15 protein-coding genes are annotated in these 18065 nt (G+C 40.6%); 8 read left to right on the top strand and 7 right to left on the bottom strand.

Features of this window, described 5'->3' with window-relative positions:
• Positions 1-34 precede the first annotated feature (34 nt).
• Complete coding sequence (locus AC0IWT_RS00360; RefSeq protein ID WP_471795492.1) at positions 35-493, top strand: type I restriction enzyme HsdR N-terminal domain-containing protein; 459 nt, start codon at positions 35-37, stop codon at positions 491-493.
• A gap of 28 nt (positions 494-521) precedes the next feature.
• On the opposite strand, the gene AC0IWT_RS00355 is transcribed toward AC0IWT_RS00360, so the two are convergent.
• The 6 genes from AC0IWT_RS00355 to AC0IWT_RS00330 form a co-directional block, all read right to left on the bottom strand.
• On the bottom strand, positions 522-1721 hold the full coding sequence (locus tag AC0IWT_RS00355) for a Gfo/Idh/MocA family protein (RefSeq protein ID WP_471795491.1): 1200 nt from the start codon (positions 1719-1721) through the stop codon (positions 522-524).
• Positions 1722-3086: a 3-keto-disaccharide hydrolase gene (locus tag AC0IWT_RS00350; RefSeq protein WP_471795490.1), complete on the bottom strand. Its 1365-nt coding sequence runs from the start codon at positions 3084-3086 to the stop codon at positions 1722-1724.
• Between the two features lie 46 nt (positions 3087-3132).
• Positions 3133-4488: a Gfo/Idh/MocA family protein gene (locus AC0IWT_RS00345; protein ID WP_056870282.1), complete on the bottom strand. Its 1356-nt coding sequence runs from the start codon at positions 4486-4488 to the stop codon at positions 3133-3135.
• A gap of 30 nt (positions 4489-4518) precedes the next feature.
• Complete coding sequence (locus AC0IWT_RS00340; RefSeq protein ID WP_471795489.1) at positions 4519-5382, bottom strand: sugar phosphate isomerase/epimerase family protein; 864 nt, start codon at positions 5380-5382, stop codon at positions 4519-4521.
• A gap of 259 nt (positions 5383-5641) precedes the next feature.
• Entirely contained in the window at positions 5642-8332 is a 2691-nt protein-coding gene (locus AC0IWT_RS00335) for a valine--tRNA ligase (protein ID WP_471795488.1), read from the bottom strand.
• 233 nt (positions 8333-8565) lie between these two features.
• A complete protein-coding gene (locus tag AC0IWT_RS00330) occupies positions 8566-10545 on the bottom strand; it encodes a heavy metal translocating P-type ATPase (protein ID WP_471795487.1) in 1980 nt (659 codons plus the stop codon).
• A gap of 90 nt (positions 10546-10635) precedes the next feature.
• Between AC0IWT_RS00330 and AC0IWT_RS00325 the strand changes: the two genes are divergently transcribed.
• From AC0IWT_RS00325 to AC0IWT_RS00315, 3 genes are all read left to right on the top strand, one after another.
• The gene (locus AC0IWT_RS00325; protein ID WP_471795486.1) at positions 10636-10929 is read left to right on the top strand and encodes a hypothetical protein; all 294 of its coding nucleotides are present in this window, start codon (positions 10636-10638) and stop codon (positions 10927-10929) included.
• 231 nt (positions 10930-11160) lie between these two features.
• Complete coding sequence (locus AC0IWT_RS00320; protein WP_471795485.1) at positions 11161-13197, top strand: M13 family metallopeptidase; 2037 nt, start codon at positions 11161-11163, stop codon at positions 13195-13197.
• Positions 13198-13479: 282 nt separating this feature from the next.
• Positions 13480-14256, top strand: coding sequence for a DUF2625 family protein (locus tag AC0IWT_RS00315; RefSeq protein ID WP_200940328.1), 777 nt, complete (start codon positions 13480-13482; stop codon positions 14254-14256).
• A 15-nt stretch (positions 14257-14271) separates the two neighbouring features.
• On the opposite strand, the gene AC0IWT_RS00310 is transcribed toward AC0IWT_RS00315, so the two are convergent.
• A complete protein-coding gene (locus AC0IWT_RS00310) occupies positions 14272-14610 on the bottom strand; it encodes an MmcQ/YjbR family DNA-binding protein (RefSeq protein WP_471795484.1) in 339 nt (112 codons plus the stop codon).
• Positions 14611-14747: 137 nt separating this feature from the next.
• Here AC0IWT_RS00310 and mnmC2 point away from each other — a divergent pair, with 137 nt between their 5' ends.
• From mnmC2 to AC0IWT_RS00290, 4 genes are all read left to right on the top strand, one after another.
• Positions 14748-15413, top strand: coding sequence for a tRNA (5-methylaminomethyl-2-thiouridine)(34)-methyltransferase MnmC2 (gene mnmC2, locus AC0IWT_RS00305; RefSeq protein ID WP_471795483.1), 666 nt, complete (start codon positions 14748-14750; stop codon positions 15411-15413).
• Positions 15414-15581: 168 nt separating this feature from the next.
• Positions 15582-16529, top strand: a complete 948-nt coding sequence (locus tag AC0IWT_RS00300) for an aldo/keto reductase (protein WP_471795482.1) — start codon at positions 15582-15584, stop codon at positions 16527-16529.
• Between the two features lie 81 nt (positions 16530-16610).
• Positions 16611-17720, top strand: a complete 1110-nt coding sequence (locus tag AC0IWT_RS00295) for an AI-2E family transporter (protein ID WP_056870290.1) — start codon at positions 16611-16613, stop codon at positions 17718-17720.
• A 2-nt stretch (positions 17721-17722) separates the two neighbouring features.
• Entirely contained in the window at positions 17723-18019 is a 297-nt protein-coding gene (locus tag AC0IWT_RS00290) for a hypothetical protein (RefSeq protein ID WP_082491430.1), read from the top strand.
• Positions 18020-18065: the final 46 nt, after the last annotated feature.

The following is an 18065-nucleotide window of genomic DNA, read 5'->3' as shown; positions in this document are numbered from 1 at the left end:
GAGATTCTTTCTGCTGAGAACCGCCAACTGAAAAATGTTTACCCCGACTCCACTAAATCTTCCGCCATATCCATTTAAAATAACCCGGAAAGATGATGTTGTTTTTATTTTTGATGAATTAAGGAAGAAGCATTTGGTGCTAACGCCGGAAGAATGGGTCCGGCAGCATTTTATCCAAAATTTAATTGCAGGCAAAAAGTTTCCAAAAACGCTTATTCAAATTGAGGGTGGATTAATGTTAAATCAACTTCAAAAACGGAGTGATATTTTGGTTTATAACAGCGCAGGAGAAAAGCTGATGCTGATAGAGTGCAAAGCGCCAAAAGTTAAAATTACACAGGCTGTTTTTGAGCAAGCTTCGCGGTATAATTCCATCCACCAGGCTAAATGGATTGTACTTACGAACGGACTTCAACACGTGTATGCCAAAATGGATTTAGCCAAAGGGAGCTTTGCTTTTACGCCAGAAATGCCGGAATACGCAGATTTGTAACTTTACCCCTTAATAATCACCTCCTAATTTAGATGCTGTACCCGGCTTTCCAAAGCTGTTTGTTGCCAGAATAAATTGCCTCATTGCACATGGCTACACAAATGGCCGCTTGCGTACCCGTTTTTACATTTGATGCAGGAACTTTTCCGGAAATAATCGATTCATAAAATTCCTCGAGTGCATAGTTTGTGCCATCCAATGTTGGTTTATCGAGAATCGGGATGCCACCATCCTGGTTTACAACAATTTTACTGGCGCCGGTTACGCCATCTACAATGCCCAATTCTTTTTTTGTTTCCTGCTCCGGATAAAAAACCCCTGTATTTGTAAGCAGAGAAACGGAGCCTTTAGTCCCTTTTATCTTAAAAAGATAACCGTCATGAGCATTCCCGCAAGTGGCGCCGAAATTACCAATCATCCCGTCTTTGTTATACCGAAGCACAGATTGAATGTTATCATAAGTTTCGCGTCCATCCTTAAAAACATCTATTCCTCCGGTGCCTGTAATTTCATCTGGCTGCGTTTCAAACGCCCAGTTAATAAAATCTATTTGATGCGAGAGGAGCTCTGCAGCTAAACCGCCGGAATATTGTTTATACATGCGCCAGTTTATTTGTCGCTCTAATTTTGGGTCGGCAACTTTTCGCCTCCAATTCCCATTCCGGTCCCAGCGGCAATCTACCTGCGAAACTTTACCCAGATAGCCAGTTTTAATCATATCCTTAACGCGAAAATACAAAGGCGAATACCGATATTGATAACCAACCTGGTAAACCTGTTTTGGAAATTTCAAAACCAAACTCCTCAGTTCTAAAGCCTCGGCAATGTTATAAGTCATGGTTTTTTCTACGTACACATGCTTACCCGCCAGCACAGCATCTTTTGCAATTTTAAAGTGTTCGCTCAAAGGCGTCGCAATAAAAACTGCATCGATTGATTTATCATCCAAAACGTTATGATAATCATTAACCCGCCTCGCAGCCGCCGGAACATACTTTTTTGTTTCTTCCAGGCGAAAATCCAAAACGTCGCAATAGGCTACAATGTTAAATTTTGCAGGCATTGATGCGATAACAGAAAGCACACCTTTACCCCTATCTCCGCAACCAATCATTGCAATATTGATGATTTTTTCACGGTTTAAATTCAGGTTTGCTAATACAGTTTCAGTTGCTAAAATACTGGTACCAAACAATGCCGACTTTTTTATGAAGGAACGACGATGCATTTACAATGGCTTAATTTTAATGGTTCTGAAATCTACTTTATTACCATGATCCTGAAGTAAAATATGTCCTTTTGGCGCCTCACCGAAATTTTTCCAGTCTTTGTATTTGCTAATGGCTACGAGTTGCTTAAAGGCTTCGGAGCCACGAACATATTCTAAAACTTTCACGCCGTTAAGGTAGTGTTCAACTTTGTTATCTGGATAAACGATCAATCGGGCATTATTCCAGCTGCCAATCGGCCTTAGGTAACGAGGTTCCTTTTTTGCCGTAATTAAATCGTATAACGATGCCAAAGTGCGGTTCCCATCCCTACCTAGTTTTGCATCAGGATGCAGCACATCGTCCAAAACCTGGTATTCCAAACCAATTGCAGAACCGGTATTTTTTTCGCTCAGGGTAACAAAATATTTTACACCGCTGTTTGCGCCGGGTGTCAGTTTAAATTCGAACGACATATCAAAAGCTGCAAACTCCTCCCTGGTAACAATATCGCCACCGTTCGTAGATTCTGCTCCGCCTGATGGCTCTACGCTGATTACGCCGTTTTCGATTTTCCAACCCTTTGCCGGAAAAGCAGTTTTATAAGCGCCAACCCAACCGGCATTGCTTTTACCATCGAACAGAAGCTTGTAACCTTCCGATTTTTCGTATGCTGATAAGTTATTTGGCGTTAAATTCACCGCATAAATCCCCTTCGGGAAAGATTTAAATTTTAAACCTTCTGTTTGAATATTGATGTTTTTAAAGTAAACCTTCTTACCATCATTGCCTAATTCATTGCCAATTCCATGCACCTGTAAGCCAATAAATCCAGCTTTGTCGAGCGTGTCAATCACGTAGGCAACGGGTGTTCCATTTACCCAGGTTCTCAGCTCATTGCCAATGTTTTCAATCCGGTAATGATTAAATTCATTTTTCTTATACAAGGGTTTTGCTGATGGATTTAGCTCGAGCGGATACAACCATAATCTTCTTGCTTCATCATAAACGCCGCCCGTCCACGCTCTTGGTGTCGGGTCTATTTCTACCTGCCTGCCGAAAACCAATCCTTTGCCATTGTTTCCCTCCGGCTTAAGGTGACTGCGGGTTTGAACACCAGAATTCGTGGTTTCCCCCTCGAGCTTTACATCCAGTTCAAGAATAAAATCACCGTATTCCTTTTCGGTAATCAAGAATGAATTTGGCGTTCCTTTGGTCATGGTGCCTACAATTGCGCCATCTTCAACTTTGTAAGGGGCAGCACCGGCTACGGCTTTCCAGCCGGTTAATGTCTTACCATCAAAAAGTGGCTTTACTTTTTGCGCAGCAGCCGATAAGCTGATTAAGGAAAGGGCTAGGATACTATATTTTTTGATTTTTATCATGATGATCGGGTTCTATCTTTTTATCGTGTTTGCGAGGCTTTGAGTATCAATATTTAAAAACTTTTCCATTTGCTATTACTTCCTGGCGCTTCTCATCGAAAACGGATTTAGCGCCGGTACGAACGGCAGCATTTGTCATGATGTTAGCAATTGAATGTGAATAGCCGGCTTCTACAGGTGCATTCGGCGTTTTCCGACTACGAACACATTCCATCCAGTTTCTCATGTGCCCGGAAGTAAGCATGTCGCCGCCCATATTAGCACCGGTTGCCGCTTTAATTTCTGTTTTACTTAAATCAAATTCGGGCAACAAATTGGCTTTCATGCCCATCGCAGCGGCTTCCTGCTGCCTCAATCCACCTTTTGGTGAAACTTTATTGGTAATCAGGTTTAGTTCGCCGCCATTTGAATAATATACTTCACCCACGTCGCCAACGCTATTTTGCATGCGGGAAGTAAAAGTTACCTGAAAACCATCTTCAGCCTCAGGCATACCATAATCGAAAACAGCCACCATCGAATCCCAGTTTCTGCGACCATCTTTCCAGGTGTAAATTCCGCCGTTTGCAACAACGCTTCTTGGATGTTTTAAACCGGTAAACCAGTGAACGGTATCAATCTGGTGCGACATCCATTGGCCCGGCATCCCTGAAGAATATGGCCAGAACAAACGATATTCTAAATACTTTCTTGGATCAAAGGCTTCATTTGGACGATTTAAAAGAAATCTCTTCCAATCGATATCTTCCTCTTTAAGCCTGGCAACCAAATCCGGCCTGCGCCAGCGGCCAGGTTGATTTACATTCCAAACCAAATCCACTGCTGTAATCGGTCCGAATTTTCCATCCTGAATATATTTGGCAGCATTAGCATAGTTCTCGCCACTCCTTCTTTGCGAACCGATCTGAACAATTCTATCCGTAGCTTTCACGGCTTTTAGCGCTGCCTTTGCATCATCCATTGTTTCGGCAAAAGGCTTTTCTACATAGGCATCGCAATTGGCTTTTACGGCCTCAATGGTATGCAATGCATGTTGAAAATCGGCCGTACTGATGATTACCGCGTCTAAATCTTTGGTAGCGTAAAGCTCTTCATTATTTCTGCAAGCCTTAATATCGTGTCCAAATTTTTGCTTCAAATGCGTAATACCCAAATCTCTGCGGTAATTCCACAAATCTGAAAGTCCGACGATATCGAAGTTAAGTTCTTTGTTATGGTTTAAAAAGCATGGCAGCAAGGTATCTTTAAAGCGGTCGGAAAAGCCAACCACGCCAACCCGAACCCTATCGTTGGCGCCAATTATCCGGCCGTAACTTTTTGCACTCATACCCATCGTACCCGCGTACGTGGCCGCTGCAAAAATTGCAGACTGCTTAATAAATGTTCTCCTGGAGTTTTCCATAATGTGGATAATAGCAATTGACTAATGTTATTAATTTTTGTAGACTTTATCAATCTGTTGGTTTAAAAACTGAGCGCAGTATTTTAGCTGCGCATCCGAATAACTGCTTCCTGCTTCAACAAAAACCGGCCCGCGATAATTTGCCGTTTTCAACGCTTTGAAGTAATCTGTAAAGTCATCACCTTTAATGCCAGGCAATGTCCGTTCCTCATCTTCCGCAATTTCGCAGTGAATAAGCAAATCTTTGGCATTGACAATGCTTTCCGGAGATTCATGCTCTCGGCGCATATGAAAAATGTCTGCATTCAGCTTAAAGTTAGGATGGTCAACCAGTCTTACCACTTCTGCTGCAGCTTTCACAGTATTAAGAAAATTGGTTTCTTTACTTTGAAGGTTCTCCAAAGCAATTTTCACTTTATATTTTGCAGCAACGCCTGCAATTTTCCTACAGAGCGAAGCAAATTCCAGCGTTGCTTTTTTAACATCGTAATCTTCTGGCAAACGCCTTGCTGTGCCACTGCCAAGTACAATAAGCGTAATTTTTGCCTGCTGCGCACGTTGAAATAAACTATCAACATAGTCCAAAACCACATTTTCCTTAACATTCGGGCCAGCTATTTTCATCTGCCCAGGAAACATGACGTTACACATGTAGAGTTTCGTTTTGAGTTTTGATATGGCTTTAAGGTTTAGTTTAAACTTTTCTTCCGATAACGATGGAGCTATCATTCTCCCAACCGATTCTCCGATCAAACCGAATCCTGAGGCGCTTACTAAACTATCTTTTTCTATCGGAGCCACAATCCCCAGAGCAATGAAATGTTTTGGTTCTCTTTGAAACCCAGATAAGAATAATGAAAGTAAAATTGCAACAATAGAAATCTGTAGTTTCATTATGTTTTTTTATAGAAATGATGGTTAGAAAACCCGTAAGCCTTATACAATGCCAAAATAAGAGTTTAACTCAACAGAACAGAATGAGTTTGGTAACAATTTAGAAACGCTTGGAAAGGCGGCCGTTTTGCCAAAATTCTTTAATGTTGCAAAACGCAAGGAGGGCAAAACAATCCAAAGAAACAGAATGTATAACAGAAAAGCCCTACAGAATATTGTTCTAAAGGGCTTTTCTAAATTTTACGGTTTAGCAAAAAAATTATCCTAACATTGCGAGGCTTTCTTCAATTATGTTGATTTTAGCTTCGGCATCGGCCTTTTTATTGCGTTCGTTGGCAATAATTTCTGGCTTTGCATTTTGAACGAAACGCTCATTGCTGAGTTTTGCCTCCACAGATTTTAAGAAACCTTTTAAATAAACTAAATCTGCGTTTAAGCGAATGCGTTCTGCATCAACATCAATGTTTTCCGTTAAGGAAATAAAAAATTCGTCTTTACCAGCCATAAAAGCGGTAGCACCTGCGATCTTATCATTTACAATTTCAGCTTCAGAAACGTTAGCCAGCTTGAAAACGATGTTTAACCATTTTTCGTAATCGATATCAGAATTTACTTTCAAACTCAGTGGCAGAGCTTCTTTTGGCGAAATCTGCTTTTGGTTACGAACATTTCTAATTTCTGCAACCACGGTTTTGATCACCTCAGCATCCTTCAATAATTTATCGTCTATTGAGCCTCCTTTCGGAAATTCGGCTACAATGCAGCAATCCATTTCGTCACGTGCCGCAAACAAATCATCATGCCATAATTCTTCTGTTAAAAATGGCATATTTGGATGCAGTAACTTTATGATGTTCTCAAAAAAGGCGATTGTTATTTTGTAACTTTCTGCATCAATTGGCTGTTGGTAAGCCGGCTTAACCATTTCCAAATACCATGCGCAGAAATCATCCCACACCAGTTTATAGGTTATCATCAACGCTTCCGACAGGCGATATTGTTTAAAGTTAGCCTCAATCTCAACTAAGGCCTCATTAAAACGGTTTTCAAACCAGTTTATCGCTTGTGTATTCGGATTTTCCAGGTTTTCGTCTACTTTCCATCCCTTAACCAGGCGAAATGCATTCCATATTTTTGAGGCAAAATTACGGCCTTGTTCGCAGTAGCTTTCGTCAAACATTAAATCGTTTCCTGCCGGAGACGACATCAACATCCCTACGCGAACCGCATCAGCACCATATTTTTCAATTAAGCCGATAGGATCGGGCGAATTACCTAAAGATTTAGACATTTTACGCCCCAATTTATCGCGGACAATTCCTGTTAAATAAACATTGGTAAATGGCTTTTTGCCCATAAACTCATGTCCAGCCATAATCATACGGGCCACCCAGAAAAACAAAATCTCGGGTGCTGTAACCAGATCATTTGTTGGGTAATAGTAGTTAATGTCTTTATTACCTGGATCTTTAAAACCGTCGAAAACAGAAATCGGCCAAAGCCATGAAGAAAACCAGGTATCCATCACATCCTCATCTTGTTTTAGAAAAGGCTCCAATTGATGCTTAAATCCAGCTTTTTCGGTTTCCGAATAGCTTTCATCCAAATGTTTTTTCTTCCAGAATTCCTCTAAAGCCTCATCTTTAGTCTTAGCAACTACCCAATTCCCTTTATCATCATACCAAGCCGGAATGCGCTGTCCCCACCAGAGCTGGCGGGAAATATTCCAGTCGCGAACGTTTTCCATCCAGTAGCGGTAAGTATTCTCAAATTTATTCGGAATCAGGTTTACTTCACCATTTAAAACATCTTCCAAAGCAGGCTGCGCCATTTCTTTCATTTTCACAAACCATTGCATAGAGAGTTTTGGCTCAATGGCTGCATCGGTTCGCTCAGAAAAACCCACCTGCGATTTATAATCTTCAACCTTATCCAGGTGACCGGCTTCTTCCAACATTTTGGCGATTTTTTTTCGGGCTACAAACCTGTCTTCGCCAACTAAAATAACCGCCAGTTCATTCAATGTGCCGTCGTCATTTAAAATATCGGTAACCGGCAAATTGTGTTTAACGCCAAGCTCATAATCGTTTAAATCGTGTGCAGGCGTAACTTTTAAACAACCTGTACCAAATTCAATATCAACATATTCATCTTCAATTACCGGTATTTCGTGGTTAACCAAAGGCACGAAAACTTTTTTACCTTTTAAGTGCGTAAAGCGCTCATCGTTCGGGTTTATACAAATTGCGGCATCTGCCATAATCGTTTCCGGCCGTGTTGTTGCAACAACCAGATAATCCGCAGACTGGTTTCCAGAGTTCGCATTATCGCCGCTAACGATATTATAACGAATGTAGTACAGTTTCTGGTTTACTTCCTTACGGATTACTTCTTCATCAGAAACTGCTGTTTTGCCAGCCGGATCCCAGTTTACCATGCGGATTCCGCGGTAAATCCAACCTTTTTTATACAAGTGAATAAACGAATCGATTACCGCAGCAGATAGATCTTCCTCCATCGTAAAACGGGTGCGGTCCCAGTCGCAACTTGCACCAAGTTTCTTCAACTGTTCTAAAATAATACCCCCGTATTTTTCCTTCCATTCCCAGGCATACTTTAAAAATTCTTCGCGTGAAAGGTCTTTTTTATTGATGCCCTGCTCCTTTAACATGGCAACAACCTTTGCTTCGGTAGCGATAGATGCGTGGTCGGTTCCAGGAACCCAGCAAGCATTTTTGCCTTGCATGCGGGCCTTACGAATCAATACATCCTGAATCGTATTATTTAACATATGCCCCATGTGCAGCACTCCGGTAACATTCGGCGGCGGAATTACGATTGTGTAAGGCTCACGTTCATCGGGTTCGGAATGGAAAAACTTTTTCGATAGCCAATAGCTATACCATTTATCTTCTGTTTCTGCAGGATTGTAATGCGTGGAAATGCTCATGAATTATAGTAAAAGCCCCAAAAATAGCTAATTAAGCTGAAAGACTAAAGCATAAAGCCAAAAGTTTGGCTCATTTCAGTATGTTGCTTTACTCAAGGCGTCAGAAATGTGAGCTGTTTCTTTTGGTTTGAAAAAGCAAAAACAATATTTCATTGCAAAGTTAGCCGTTTCCGCTAATTCCTTTTAAAACCCCTGCTAATTCATAACGAATCGTTTAACTAATTTTCCGATGGTCAAAACTTCATTTTTTGAATTCTGACTGCATTAAGAATTGCGAGTAACGCAACGCCAACATCGGCAAAAACGGCCTCCCACATGGTTGCCAAACCACCTGCACCCAAAATTAGAACCAATGCTTTAACAGCAAAAGCCAATACAATATTTTGTACGACCACGTTTTTGGTGGCTTTGCCAATTTTTATCGCGGTCGCAATTTTCGAAGGTTGATCCGTTTGAATAACCACATCGGCCGTCTCAATAGCAGCATCGCTTCCCATAGCGCCCATCGCTATGCCAATATCACTAATTGCTAAAACCGGTGTGTCATTTATACCATCGCCAACAAAAGCGACCACCCTGGTTTTGTCCTTTTTAATCTCTTCGAGTTTGGCCACCTTATCCTCTGGCAACAAATCGCCGAAAAAGGAATTTATGCCCAGCCTACCTGCAACTTTTTTAACAATTGATGTTTTGTCGCCGCTTAACATCACCACATCTTGTACGCCATTTAATTGCAATTGTTTAATCGCCTCAGCAGCGTCTTCTTTAATTTCATCAGCAACTAAAACGTAGCCGGCGTAGGCACCATTTACCGCTACAACAACAATGCTTTCCTCAATATCTGCAATTTTTGAATCGAAACTGATATTAAACTTACTTAAAAGCTTAGGATTTCCGGCTAGCACTTGCTTACCGTTTACGCTTCCCTTAAGGCCCATTCCGCTAATTTCCTTAATGTTTTCTGCCGGGTAAATTTCCTTTTCGCCAGCATACTCAACAATGGCCTTCGCAATTGGATGCGTAGATTTTGCCTCTAACGCGGTAAGCAAACTTAAAAATTCCTCCTTATCAATAACACTTTCCACTTTTTGAACCCGAAAAACACCTTTCGTAAGTGTTCCGGTTTTGTCCATAATAACGGTATTTAGCCTGGTAATTAAATCTAAAAAGTTAGAGCCTTTAAATAAAATGCCATGCGCCGAGGCGGCACCAATGCCACCAAAATAGCCGAGCGGAATAGAAATAACCAGTGCACAGGGGCAGGAAATAACCAAAAACACCAGAGAACGATATAGCCAGGTTTGAAAATGATAATCCTTACCTAAAACTAAAAACGGTATCGCAACCAAAGCCAATGCTAAAAAAAAGACAATTGGGGTATAGACCTTGGCAAACTTCCTGATAAATAGTTCAGTTTTCGCTTTGCGTGTGGTGGCATTCTGAACCATTTCCAAAATACGGGATAAGGCGCTATCGGCAAAAAGCTTTGTTACTTTTATTTCGATAACCTTATCGAGATTAAGCATCCCTGCTAAAACACTACCGCCTTTAGCAATGGTTTTCGGTTTGCTTTCTCCAGTAAGCGCCGCGGTATTAAAACTACTTCCATCCGAAAGCATCTCGCCATCGAGCGGAATTTTTTCACCCGCTTTAATCTGTATGGTTTCCCCAATCTCAACGCCTTCAGGTTTCATGGTTTCATATCTTCCGTTGCGCAATACGCTGGCAACATCTGCACGAACATCTAATAAAGCAGAAATATTTCGCTTCGCCCGGTTAACCGCAGCCATTTGAAAAAGTTCTCCAATGGTGTAAAAGAGCATTACAGTTACCCCTTCCGGATATTCGCCAATTGCGAATGCACCAATAGTAGCGATAGACATTAGCGAAAACTCCGTGAAAAAATCTTTGGCTTTAAAGGTTTCCCAAACTTCTTTTAAAACCGGAACACCAACAGGCAAATAGGCAACGATGTACCAATAAGGCCGAATGACTTGAAAAGCCTCTAGCTTGAAAATATTATCGAAAGCGATGCCGATAAGCAACATTGCCAAGGTTACAATTGCGGGCAAATAGGTCTTAAAAGCAGAAGGGTCTCCACCATGGTCGTGGTCATGTTCTTCGCCTCCTTCATGGTTATGGTTATGGTCGTGGCTATGTTGGCTGGCTTTGGTAGCGCAACAGCTATCGTCTTTGTGGTTGGATTGACTCATTTATTTACTGTTTTCTTTTCTGAAAAGCAACACCAGTTCGTTTCGGACGCTTTGTTCCCGCCATCGCTGCAAATCCTCGGCCAAAGAAAAATGGCCTCCGGGTTTTTCGCTTTGTCGGGTTTAAGTGGCCCGGCCTGTAGCATTATCAACATTAAACCATCACGGGGCAAAAAAATTTGTTTGGCAATCGAGGCTGATGTGTTCGGTTTAGATACGAAATATTTTACGCCCGAACTATTTCTACCGCCTGCAACACGGTTTTCGAAAAATGACCTAAATGATGGCAGGGCGATATCCAATTTAAATTTAACTGCTTTCGGCAAATCCTGTAACGCTACGCATGCAATAACTCAAATTTATAAGTTTATTCTGATTCATTCTTAATAGCGAAAATTTTTATAAGCGCACAATAAATTATGTTAAAAAATGTTAATAGTGTATAAAAGAATTAAAGTCATGAAATCCCTTAAATTCCACTTTTCGCCTGCCGAATTCCTGAGAAGGTTTGGCTTGACAAAAATTTACTACTGGTTTAACAAGTAATATTCTTGGTATATTGTTTCAATATTGCTTAGTATTTTATAAATTTCGCTGTTAAACTAACTTAATAAGCGAATGAAATACCAAAATTTGAAAAGATATTTTGCAGCACTCGGTATAGTCGCTGCTGGCTTTTCTGCTAATGCACAAACCACTAAAAGATTTATCGACCCTGCAAACATGGATTTATCCGTTAAGCCTGGCGATGATTTCTATACCTATGCGAGTGGTGCATGGGTAAAAAACAATCCTGTTCCTGCTAAAGAATCGCGTTGGGGCTCATTTAACGAGCTTCGCGATTTTAATATCAACGCTGTAAAATCTTTGGTTGAAGAGGCTGCTGCTGATAAATCTGCTCCCTCAGGTTCTATAAAACGTCGCGTTGGCGATTTTTACACTGCAGCAATGGATAGCGCAACCATCGAAAAGCTAGGTTACACGCCTATCAAAGCCGATTTGGCAAAAATTCAGCAAATAAAAGATGTTCAGGGCGTTTTAGACCAGGTTGCTTACATGCGTACCAATGGTTTAGGCGGCGGTATGTTTGGAATCGGCGTTGGCCAGGATCGTAAAAACGTGAACAAATACATGGTAAATATTAGTCAGGGCGGCACAACTTTGCCAGATCGCGACTATTACCTGAAAGACGATACCCGTAGTGTGAAAATCCGCGAGGCTTACAATACGTACATGACCACGCTTTTTACATTAACTGGAAGTACGCCCGAAGCAGCAAAGCAAAAAGCAGAAACGGTTTTTAAAATTGAAAAGCAATTCGCTGAGGCACAAATGAGCCGTTTAGAGATGCGTGACCCTTATGCTACTTACAATAAGCTTACGGTGGCCGAATTAAATAAAAAAACGCCGGATATTAATTGGGCAACCTATTTGCCTAAATTTAAAATTAAAGGTCAGGATACTGTTCTGGTATCATCGCCAAAATTCATGGCTAGCTTAGATGGGATGCTAAAATCGGTTCCGGTAGCGGACTGGAAAACTTATTTAGAGTGGAACTTAATCAAAAGTTCTGCGTCAAGCTTGAGTTCTCCATTCGTTAAAGCGAGTTTTGCTTTCACGCAGGCACAAACAGGTCAAAAAGTTCAAACACCACGCTGGCAACGTATGTCATCGTTAACTGATGGCACTATTGGCGAATTATTGGGCCAGCTTTATGTGGCAAAATATTTTAAGCCAGAAGCTAAAGCCCGCATGAACCAGATGATTGTGAATTTACGTAAAGCTTTCGAAATCAGAATTAATGGTTTGGAATGGATGAGTGCTGAAACCAAACAAAAAGCTTTGGCAAAACTAAATGCCTTTACGCCCAAAGTTGGTTATCCTGACAAATGGAAAAATTACGATGGTTTGGCGATAAATAAAGATACATACTTCCAAAACCTGCGTAATGCAAGCATTTGGGGCTATAATGAATCAGTTGGCCAATTGGGTAAGCCTGTAGATCGTACTCGTTTCGGCATGACGCCACCAACTGTTAACGCTTATTACTCACCAACTTTAAACGAAATTGTTTTCCCTGCCGGGATTTTACAGTTCCCTTTCTTCGACCCGAATGCTGACGATGCAGTTAACTATGGCGGTATCGGTGCAGTTATTGGCCACGAAATGAGCCACGGATTTGATGATAGTGGTAGCCAGTATGATGCAGAAGGAAACCTAAAAAACTGGTGGACTGCAGAAGATAAAGCAAAGTTCGATGCAAAAACCAAAGCTTTAGGCGAGCAATTCGATGCTTATACGGTTTTGGATACCGTACATGTAATTGGTAAACTAACAATGGGCGAAAACATTGGCGATTTGGGTGGTTTAAACGCAGCTTATACTGCTTTCAAAATGACCAAGCAAGGAAAGAGTACAGAGAAAATTGACGGTTTTACACCAGATCAGCGTTTCTTTTTGGCCTGGGCACAAGTTTGGAGAGGCAACATTTTACCTGAAAGTGCTGCGCAGCTAATTAAAACCGATCCACATTCTCCAGGTCCGTACCGTACAATTGGTGCGCCTGTTAATATGGACGCATGGTATAGCGCTTTCGATGTTAAACCTGGAGATAAACTCTACAAAAAACCAGAAGATAGAATTAGAATGTGGTAATTTCACGCTAGCGAATATTTCCAAGCTTATGCTCATCGGATAGACGCTTAGCAACTCCATCAAGATTTTCATCCCGGAGAGGAATATCAAACCTATAATGCGAACGTCCCGATTTATTCGGGACGTTTTATTTTGTGGTATTTAGTTAGTTTGGATAATGTACATTAAAAGGGCGCATTGGATAAAACAAGTTTCCCATAAACTTGCGCAGCTAATTTAAAACGGAGTTCGTTCAGAAAATCCTGATTATCATCATATCTTTGAAAAAACTTAAGCATAAAAATGAAAGTCTTATCTAAAATTGTATTTGTTGTTGCTTTAATGCTGAATTCAGGAATTGTTTTAGCACAAGATAACCTGATTAGTTTGGATGCATTAATTAACAAAACGGACCCGGCCTGGCCACTTGTTAAAAAGTGGATTGATTCTGCAAAAAATAAAGTTGAAGTTTTGCCTGTTGATTCGGCCAAAGCCAGGGAAACACTACACAACGCACAGGTTTCTACTTATGCCACTTTGGGCTCGGTTATTTTTAATACCGGAGGAATCATGGTAGACAATGGCTGGATCAGGATTTTAGGTTCAGGAAGTGAACGCTTAAATAGAAACATCGCAGAGTGGAATAAAGGTAAAACGATAAAAGAGTATGGCGACAAAATACCGTACCTGTTGATTGCTGATGATGCCGTTGGTGGTTTTTTTGCAATTAATTATGGCGGTTTAGGAAAAGACATTAAAAACGTTTACTATCTGGAGCCCAACAGTTTAACCTGGCAACCACTAGGCGCCGGCTATGGCGAATTTCTTGTCTTTTGTTTCGATAGCGACTTATCTAAATTTTACAAAGGCTTGCGCTGGAACAGCTGGGACCAATTTATCGGAAATTTAGATGGCACAAAAACATACAGCTTTCGCCCTTATTTATGGGAAGAAGGAACCGATATAGATAAATGCAGCCGAAAGCTTGTTGGCATTGAAGAGATGTACCGTTTCAACATTATGAAATCGAAAGAAATAAATGCAGATAAAGGCATCAAAAAAGACAATAGCAAACAGTAAGGTTTGGCGCAAATTTTAAAGGTACCTGACTTGTGTTTTCTTAGGTAGCTTAGCCAAAACCATTGCTCTCGAATCGGCGACGCGGCTTTTTAGTTCGTTGTCGTTTAAAACATCTAGGTTTGCAATTTGAATCCATTGGCGTTTTGCCATATGAAAAGCCTGAGCAATGCCTGGTCTTGCGGTAAGGCTGTCAAAGTCGTCAGGATTACATTTAATTGAAAAACTATTGCCTTCATCAATTGCAATAATAACGAAGATTTTCTCTTCAATCATGAAACAAAGATGTTCCCACTTCATTCCTTCGGTTGTACCCGGCAGACTTAAGCAATATTCTCTGAAAGATTCGATATCCATATTAAGGTGAAACTCCAAAGATAAAAGCTTAAATCGAAAAGAGTTTATAAATTCCGTGTTTTAACACCACACAAACTAAGCTTGATGCTATATTTGCAATTTCACCTTAAAGACATCATAACTCCAACAAACTGACTATGAATATTATAACCCAAACCGCAGACGGTTCGAATACGCTCTACAATGAAACGATCGGCGAACATTATCATAGCAAGCACGGTGCACTGCAAGAAAGTAAGCATGTTTTTATCGAAGCCGGGCTAGAGTTTACGGCTGAAGGAAAGTCGGAGATATCGATCTTAGAAGTGGGTTTCGGAACGGGGTTAAACTTCATTTTGAGTTTTGAGTATTGCACAGAGAATAACATTAAACTAAATTATACCAGTATTGAAGCTTTTCCCTTAACAACTGAAGTGCTTAACGAAACGGGCTATTCCGCATACGTTCCGGCAGAAATATGGACAAATTTTCTGTCAAATTATGAGGAGAGTTTGAAGTCTAAACAATCACTAACTTCGCTTTGCACACTTGAAATTGCGCACACTACACTGGCACAATTCAACACCGAAAAACGGTTCGATGTAATTTATTACGATGCGTTTTCAGTGCAGCACCAACCCGAGATGTGGAGCGATGAAATCATTGCCAAAGCATGCAGTTTCTTAAAACCCGGCGGAACATTTGTAACCTATGCAATAACAGGGAAGCTAAAACGAGCGGTAAGAGCATGTGGCTTTACGATACAGAAACTGCCCGGCGCACCTGGCAAACGGGAAATGTTGCGGGCTTTAAAAGGAATTTGAATTATTAAAGTTGCTGATTAGTTGCCTTGCTTAAGCAAAATACTAAACCTGTCACAAGCCAAAAGAGGAATTTTTAACACGGCCTGCTTACCAATTCTGACACAATTCCGACCTCCGGTTCAAACCACAACTTGCTTCATGTGTTAATTTAAAATCAAACTTTATGTTATGGAAAAAAGAACGTTAGGAAAAACAGATTTAAATATAGCGCCCATTGTATTCGGAGGAAACGTTTTCGGTTGGACCATCGATGAAAACAAATCATGTGAAATTTTAGACCAGTTTATAGACAGCGGTTTCAATTTTATAGATACTGCTGATGTGTACTCCCGTTGGGTACCAGGAAATAATGGCGGCGAATCGGAAACCATAATCGGTAACTGGCTGAAAAAGAACAACAAGCGGCAAGAGGTTATTATTGCAACAAAAGTTGGTTCGGATATGGGCAGTGGAAAATCGCTCAGGAAAGATTACATCATAAACCAAGTTGAGCATTCACTCTCCCGATTGCAAACGGATTACATCGATCTTTATTTTTCACATTTCGATGATGAAACAACTCCTGTTGAGGAAACGTTAACCGCATACGAAAGCTTAATTAAAGCGGGTAAAGTACGTTGGATTGGCGCATCGAACTTTTCTGCCGGGCGGCTGAAAGAATCACTGGCATTTTCTGCCAACAACAATCTGCCCCGATACGAAGTTTATCAACCAGGTTATAATTTGTACGACAGACAGGAGTTTGAACAGGAACACGAAAAAATCTGTGTGGAGCACGGACTAGGCGTGGTTACCTATTATTCGCTTGCGAGTGGTTTCTTAACAGGAAAATACCGCAGCAAAAACGACTTAGACAAAAGTAAAAGAGGTGGCGGCATTACAAAATTCCTGAATGAAAGAGGGTTCAGAATTTTAGATGCCTTAGATAAAGTTGCTGATAAACATAGCGTCGAACCAGCCGCGGTTGCGCTCGGCTGGCTTATTCAACATCCATCTATTACTGCGCCAATTGCAAGTGTAACCGATTTAAGTCAATTGAAATCATTTACCCAAGCCGCAAATTTAAGTTTATCGGCTGAAGATATTTCACTATTAGATAAAGCGAGTAGCGATTAGCAAATATTCTGCTATATTTAAATGCCCGAGTAATGAAACAATTAGTCGGGCATTTTGTATTAAACAGGATTTTAAAACATTATGAAAGAAAAACTATCTTTTCTACCAAAACTCGCCCTCGTTCTTTTCTGTTTAATTAGTTTAACATACATCGCCATTCTCGGCCATTCGTTGCTGGCACCGCTGCTTTTTTCGTTCTTGATGGCGATTTTGCTGCTTCCCGTTGGAAACTTTTTAGAACAACGCTTTAAATTCAAACGCAGCTTATCAACCATAGTTTCCGTTATCTTGATGATTGCCGTAATTGGTGGAATTATATATTTCTTTGGAAATCAACTCAGTGATTTGTGGAAAGATTGGCCGCTTTTAAAAGAAAAAGCAAATGTTTCTTACCATGAATTGCAAAACTGGATATCTAAAACCTTCCATGTAGATTCGCAGAAACAACTGGCCTATTTAAACGACAGCACTGAAAAAGCCCTGGCTACAAGCGCCGCAATTGTGGCTACTACGTTAGCAACGCTATCCTCTACCCTGCTTTTCCTTGGTTTCACGCTATTATTTACTTTCTTCATCTTAAACTACCGGAGAATTTTATTCACCTTTTTAACATCTGTTTTTGCAGCGGAACATAAAGAGAAAGTAACTGAAATTGTCAGTCAGATTCAATACATCATTAAAAAATACATTATCGGCTTATTTTTGCAAATGCTAATCGTTACCGTTTTAATGATAGCGATTTTAAGTTTGTTAGGTGTTAAATATGCGGTTTTGTTAGGTTTAGTGGCAGGAATTTTCAATGTCGTTCCTTATCTGGGCATATTTTTCGCGTTGCTGGTTAGCTGTCTAATTACCTTTGCAACAGCCGGAGCGGGTAAAGTTTTATTGGTTTTAGTAGCGTTTGTTGGTGTACACGCCATTGATGGTAATGTGCTCATGCCTTTAGTTGTGGGTTCAAAAGTTAAGATCAACGCTTTGTTTGCTTTTATAGGAATAGTGGTGGGCGAAATGATTTGGGGTATTTCGGGCATGTTCCTATGCATACCTTATCTGGCTATGTTAAAAATTATTTTCGACCGGGTAGACACGCTTAAACCATGGGGAATTTTGATGGGTGAAGAGCATAAGCCCGATAAAAAGAAACGTGTTTACCGCATTACAAAAAAGATTAAATTAGAGGAAAAAGATTAACGATGCCCGAGAACAGATCGCCACATATTCTAAGCACATCAGCCAATTTATTAGGGATTTGTTTTATCGTACTAACCTCGCTGAGAAAACTAAACCTAACTGATGGTTCTTTAATTGATGAATTTGCTGTAGCGGCAGTGATGTTTTTTATGACGAGTTGCATCCTATCTTTTATCTCCATGCGCAGAGAACGCCAGGAAAGTAAAAAGCTCGAACAAGTTGCCGACTTCGTATTTCTATCAGGTTTGGTGGTTCTTTTTGTAGCCACTATCTTAATTGCATTTAATTTGATAAAGTAGCCTCTCCGCCAGAAAACCCAACTGCAGGGAGCCTCTCAAAATAAAA

It is taken from the genome of Pedobacter sp. AC464, assembly GCF_979253075.1.
Note: the sequence above shows the minus strand (reverse complement) of the source record. Positions and strands in the feature narration are given on the sequence as shown.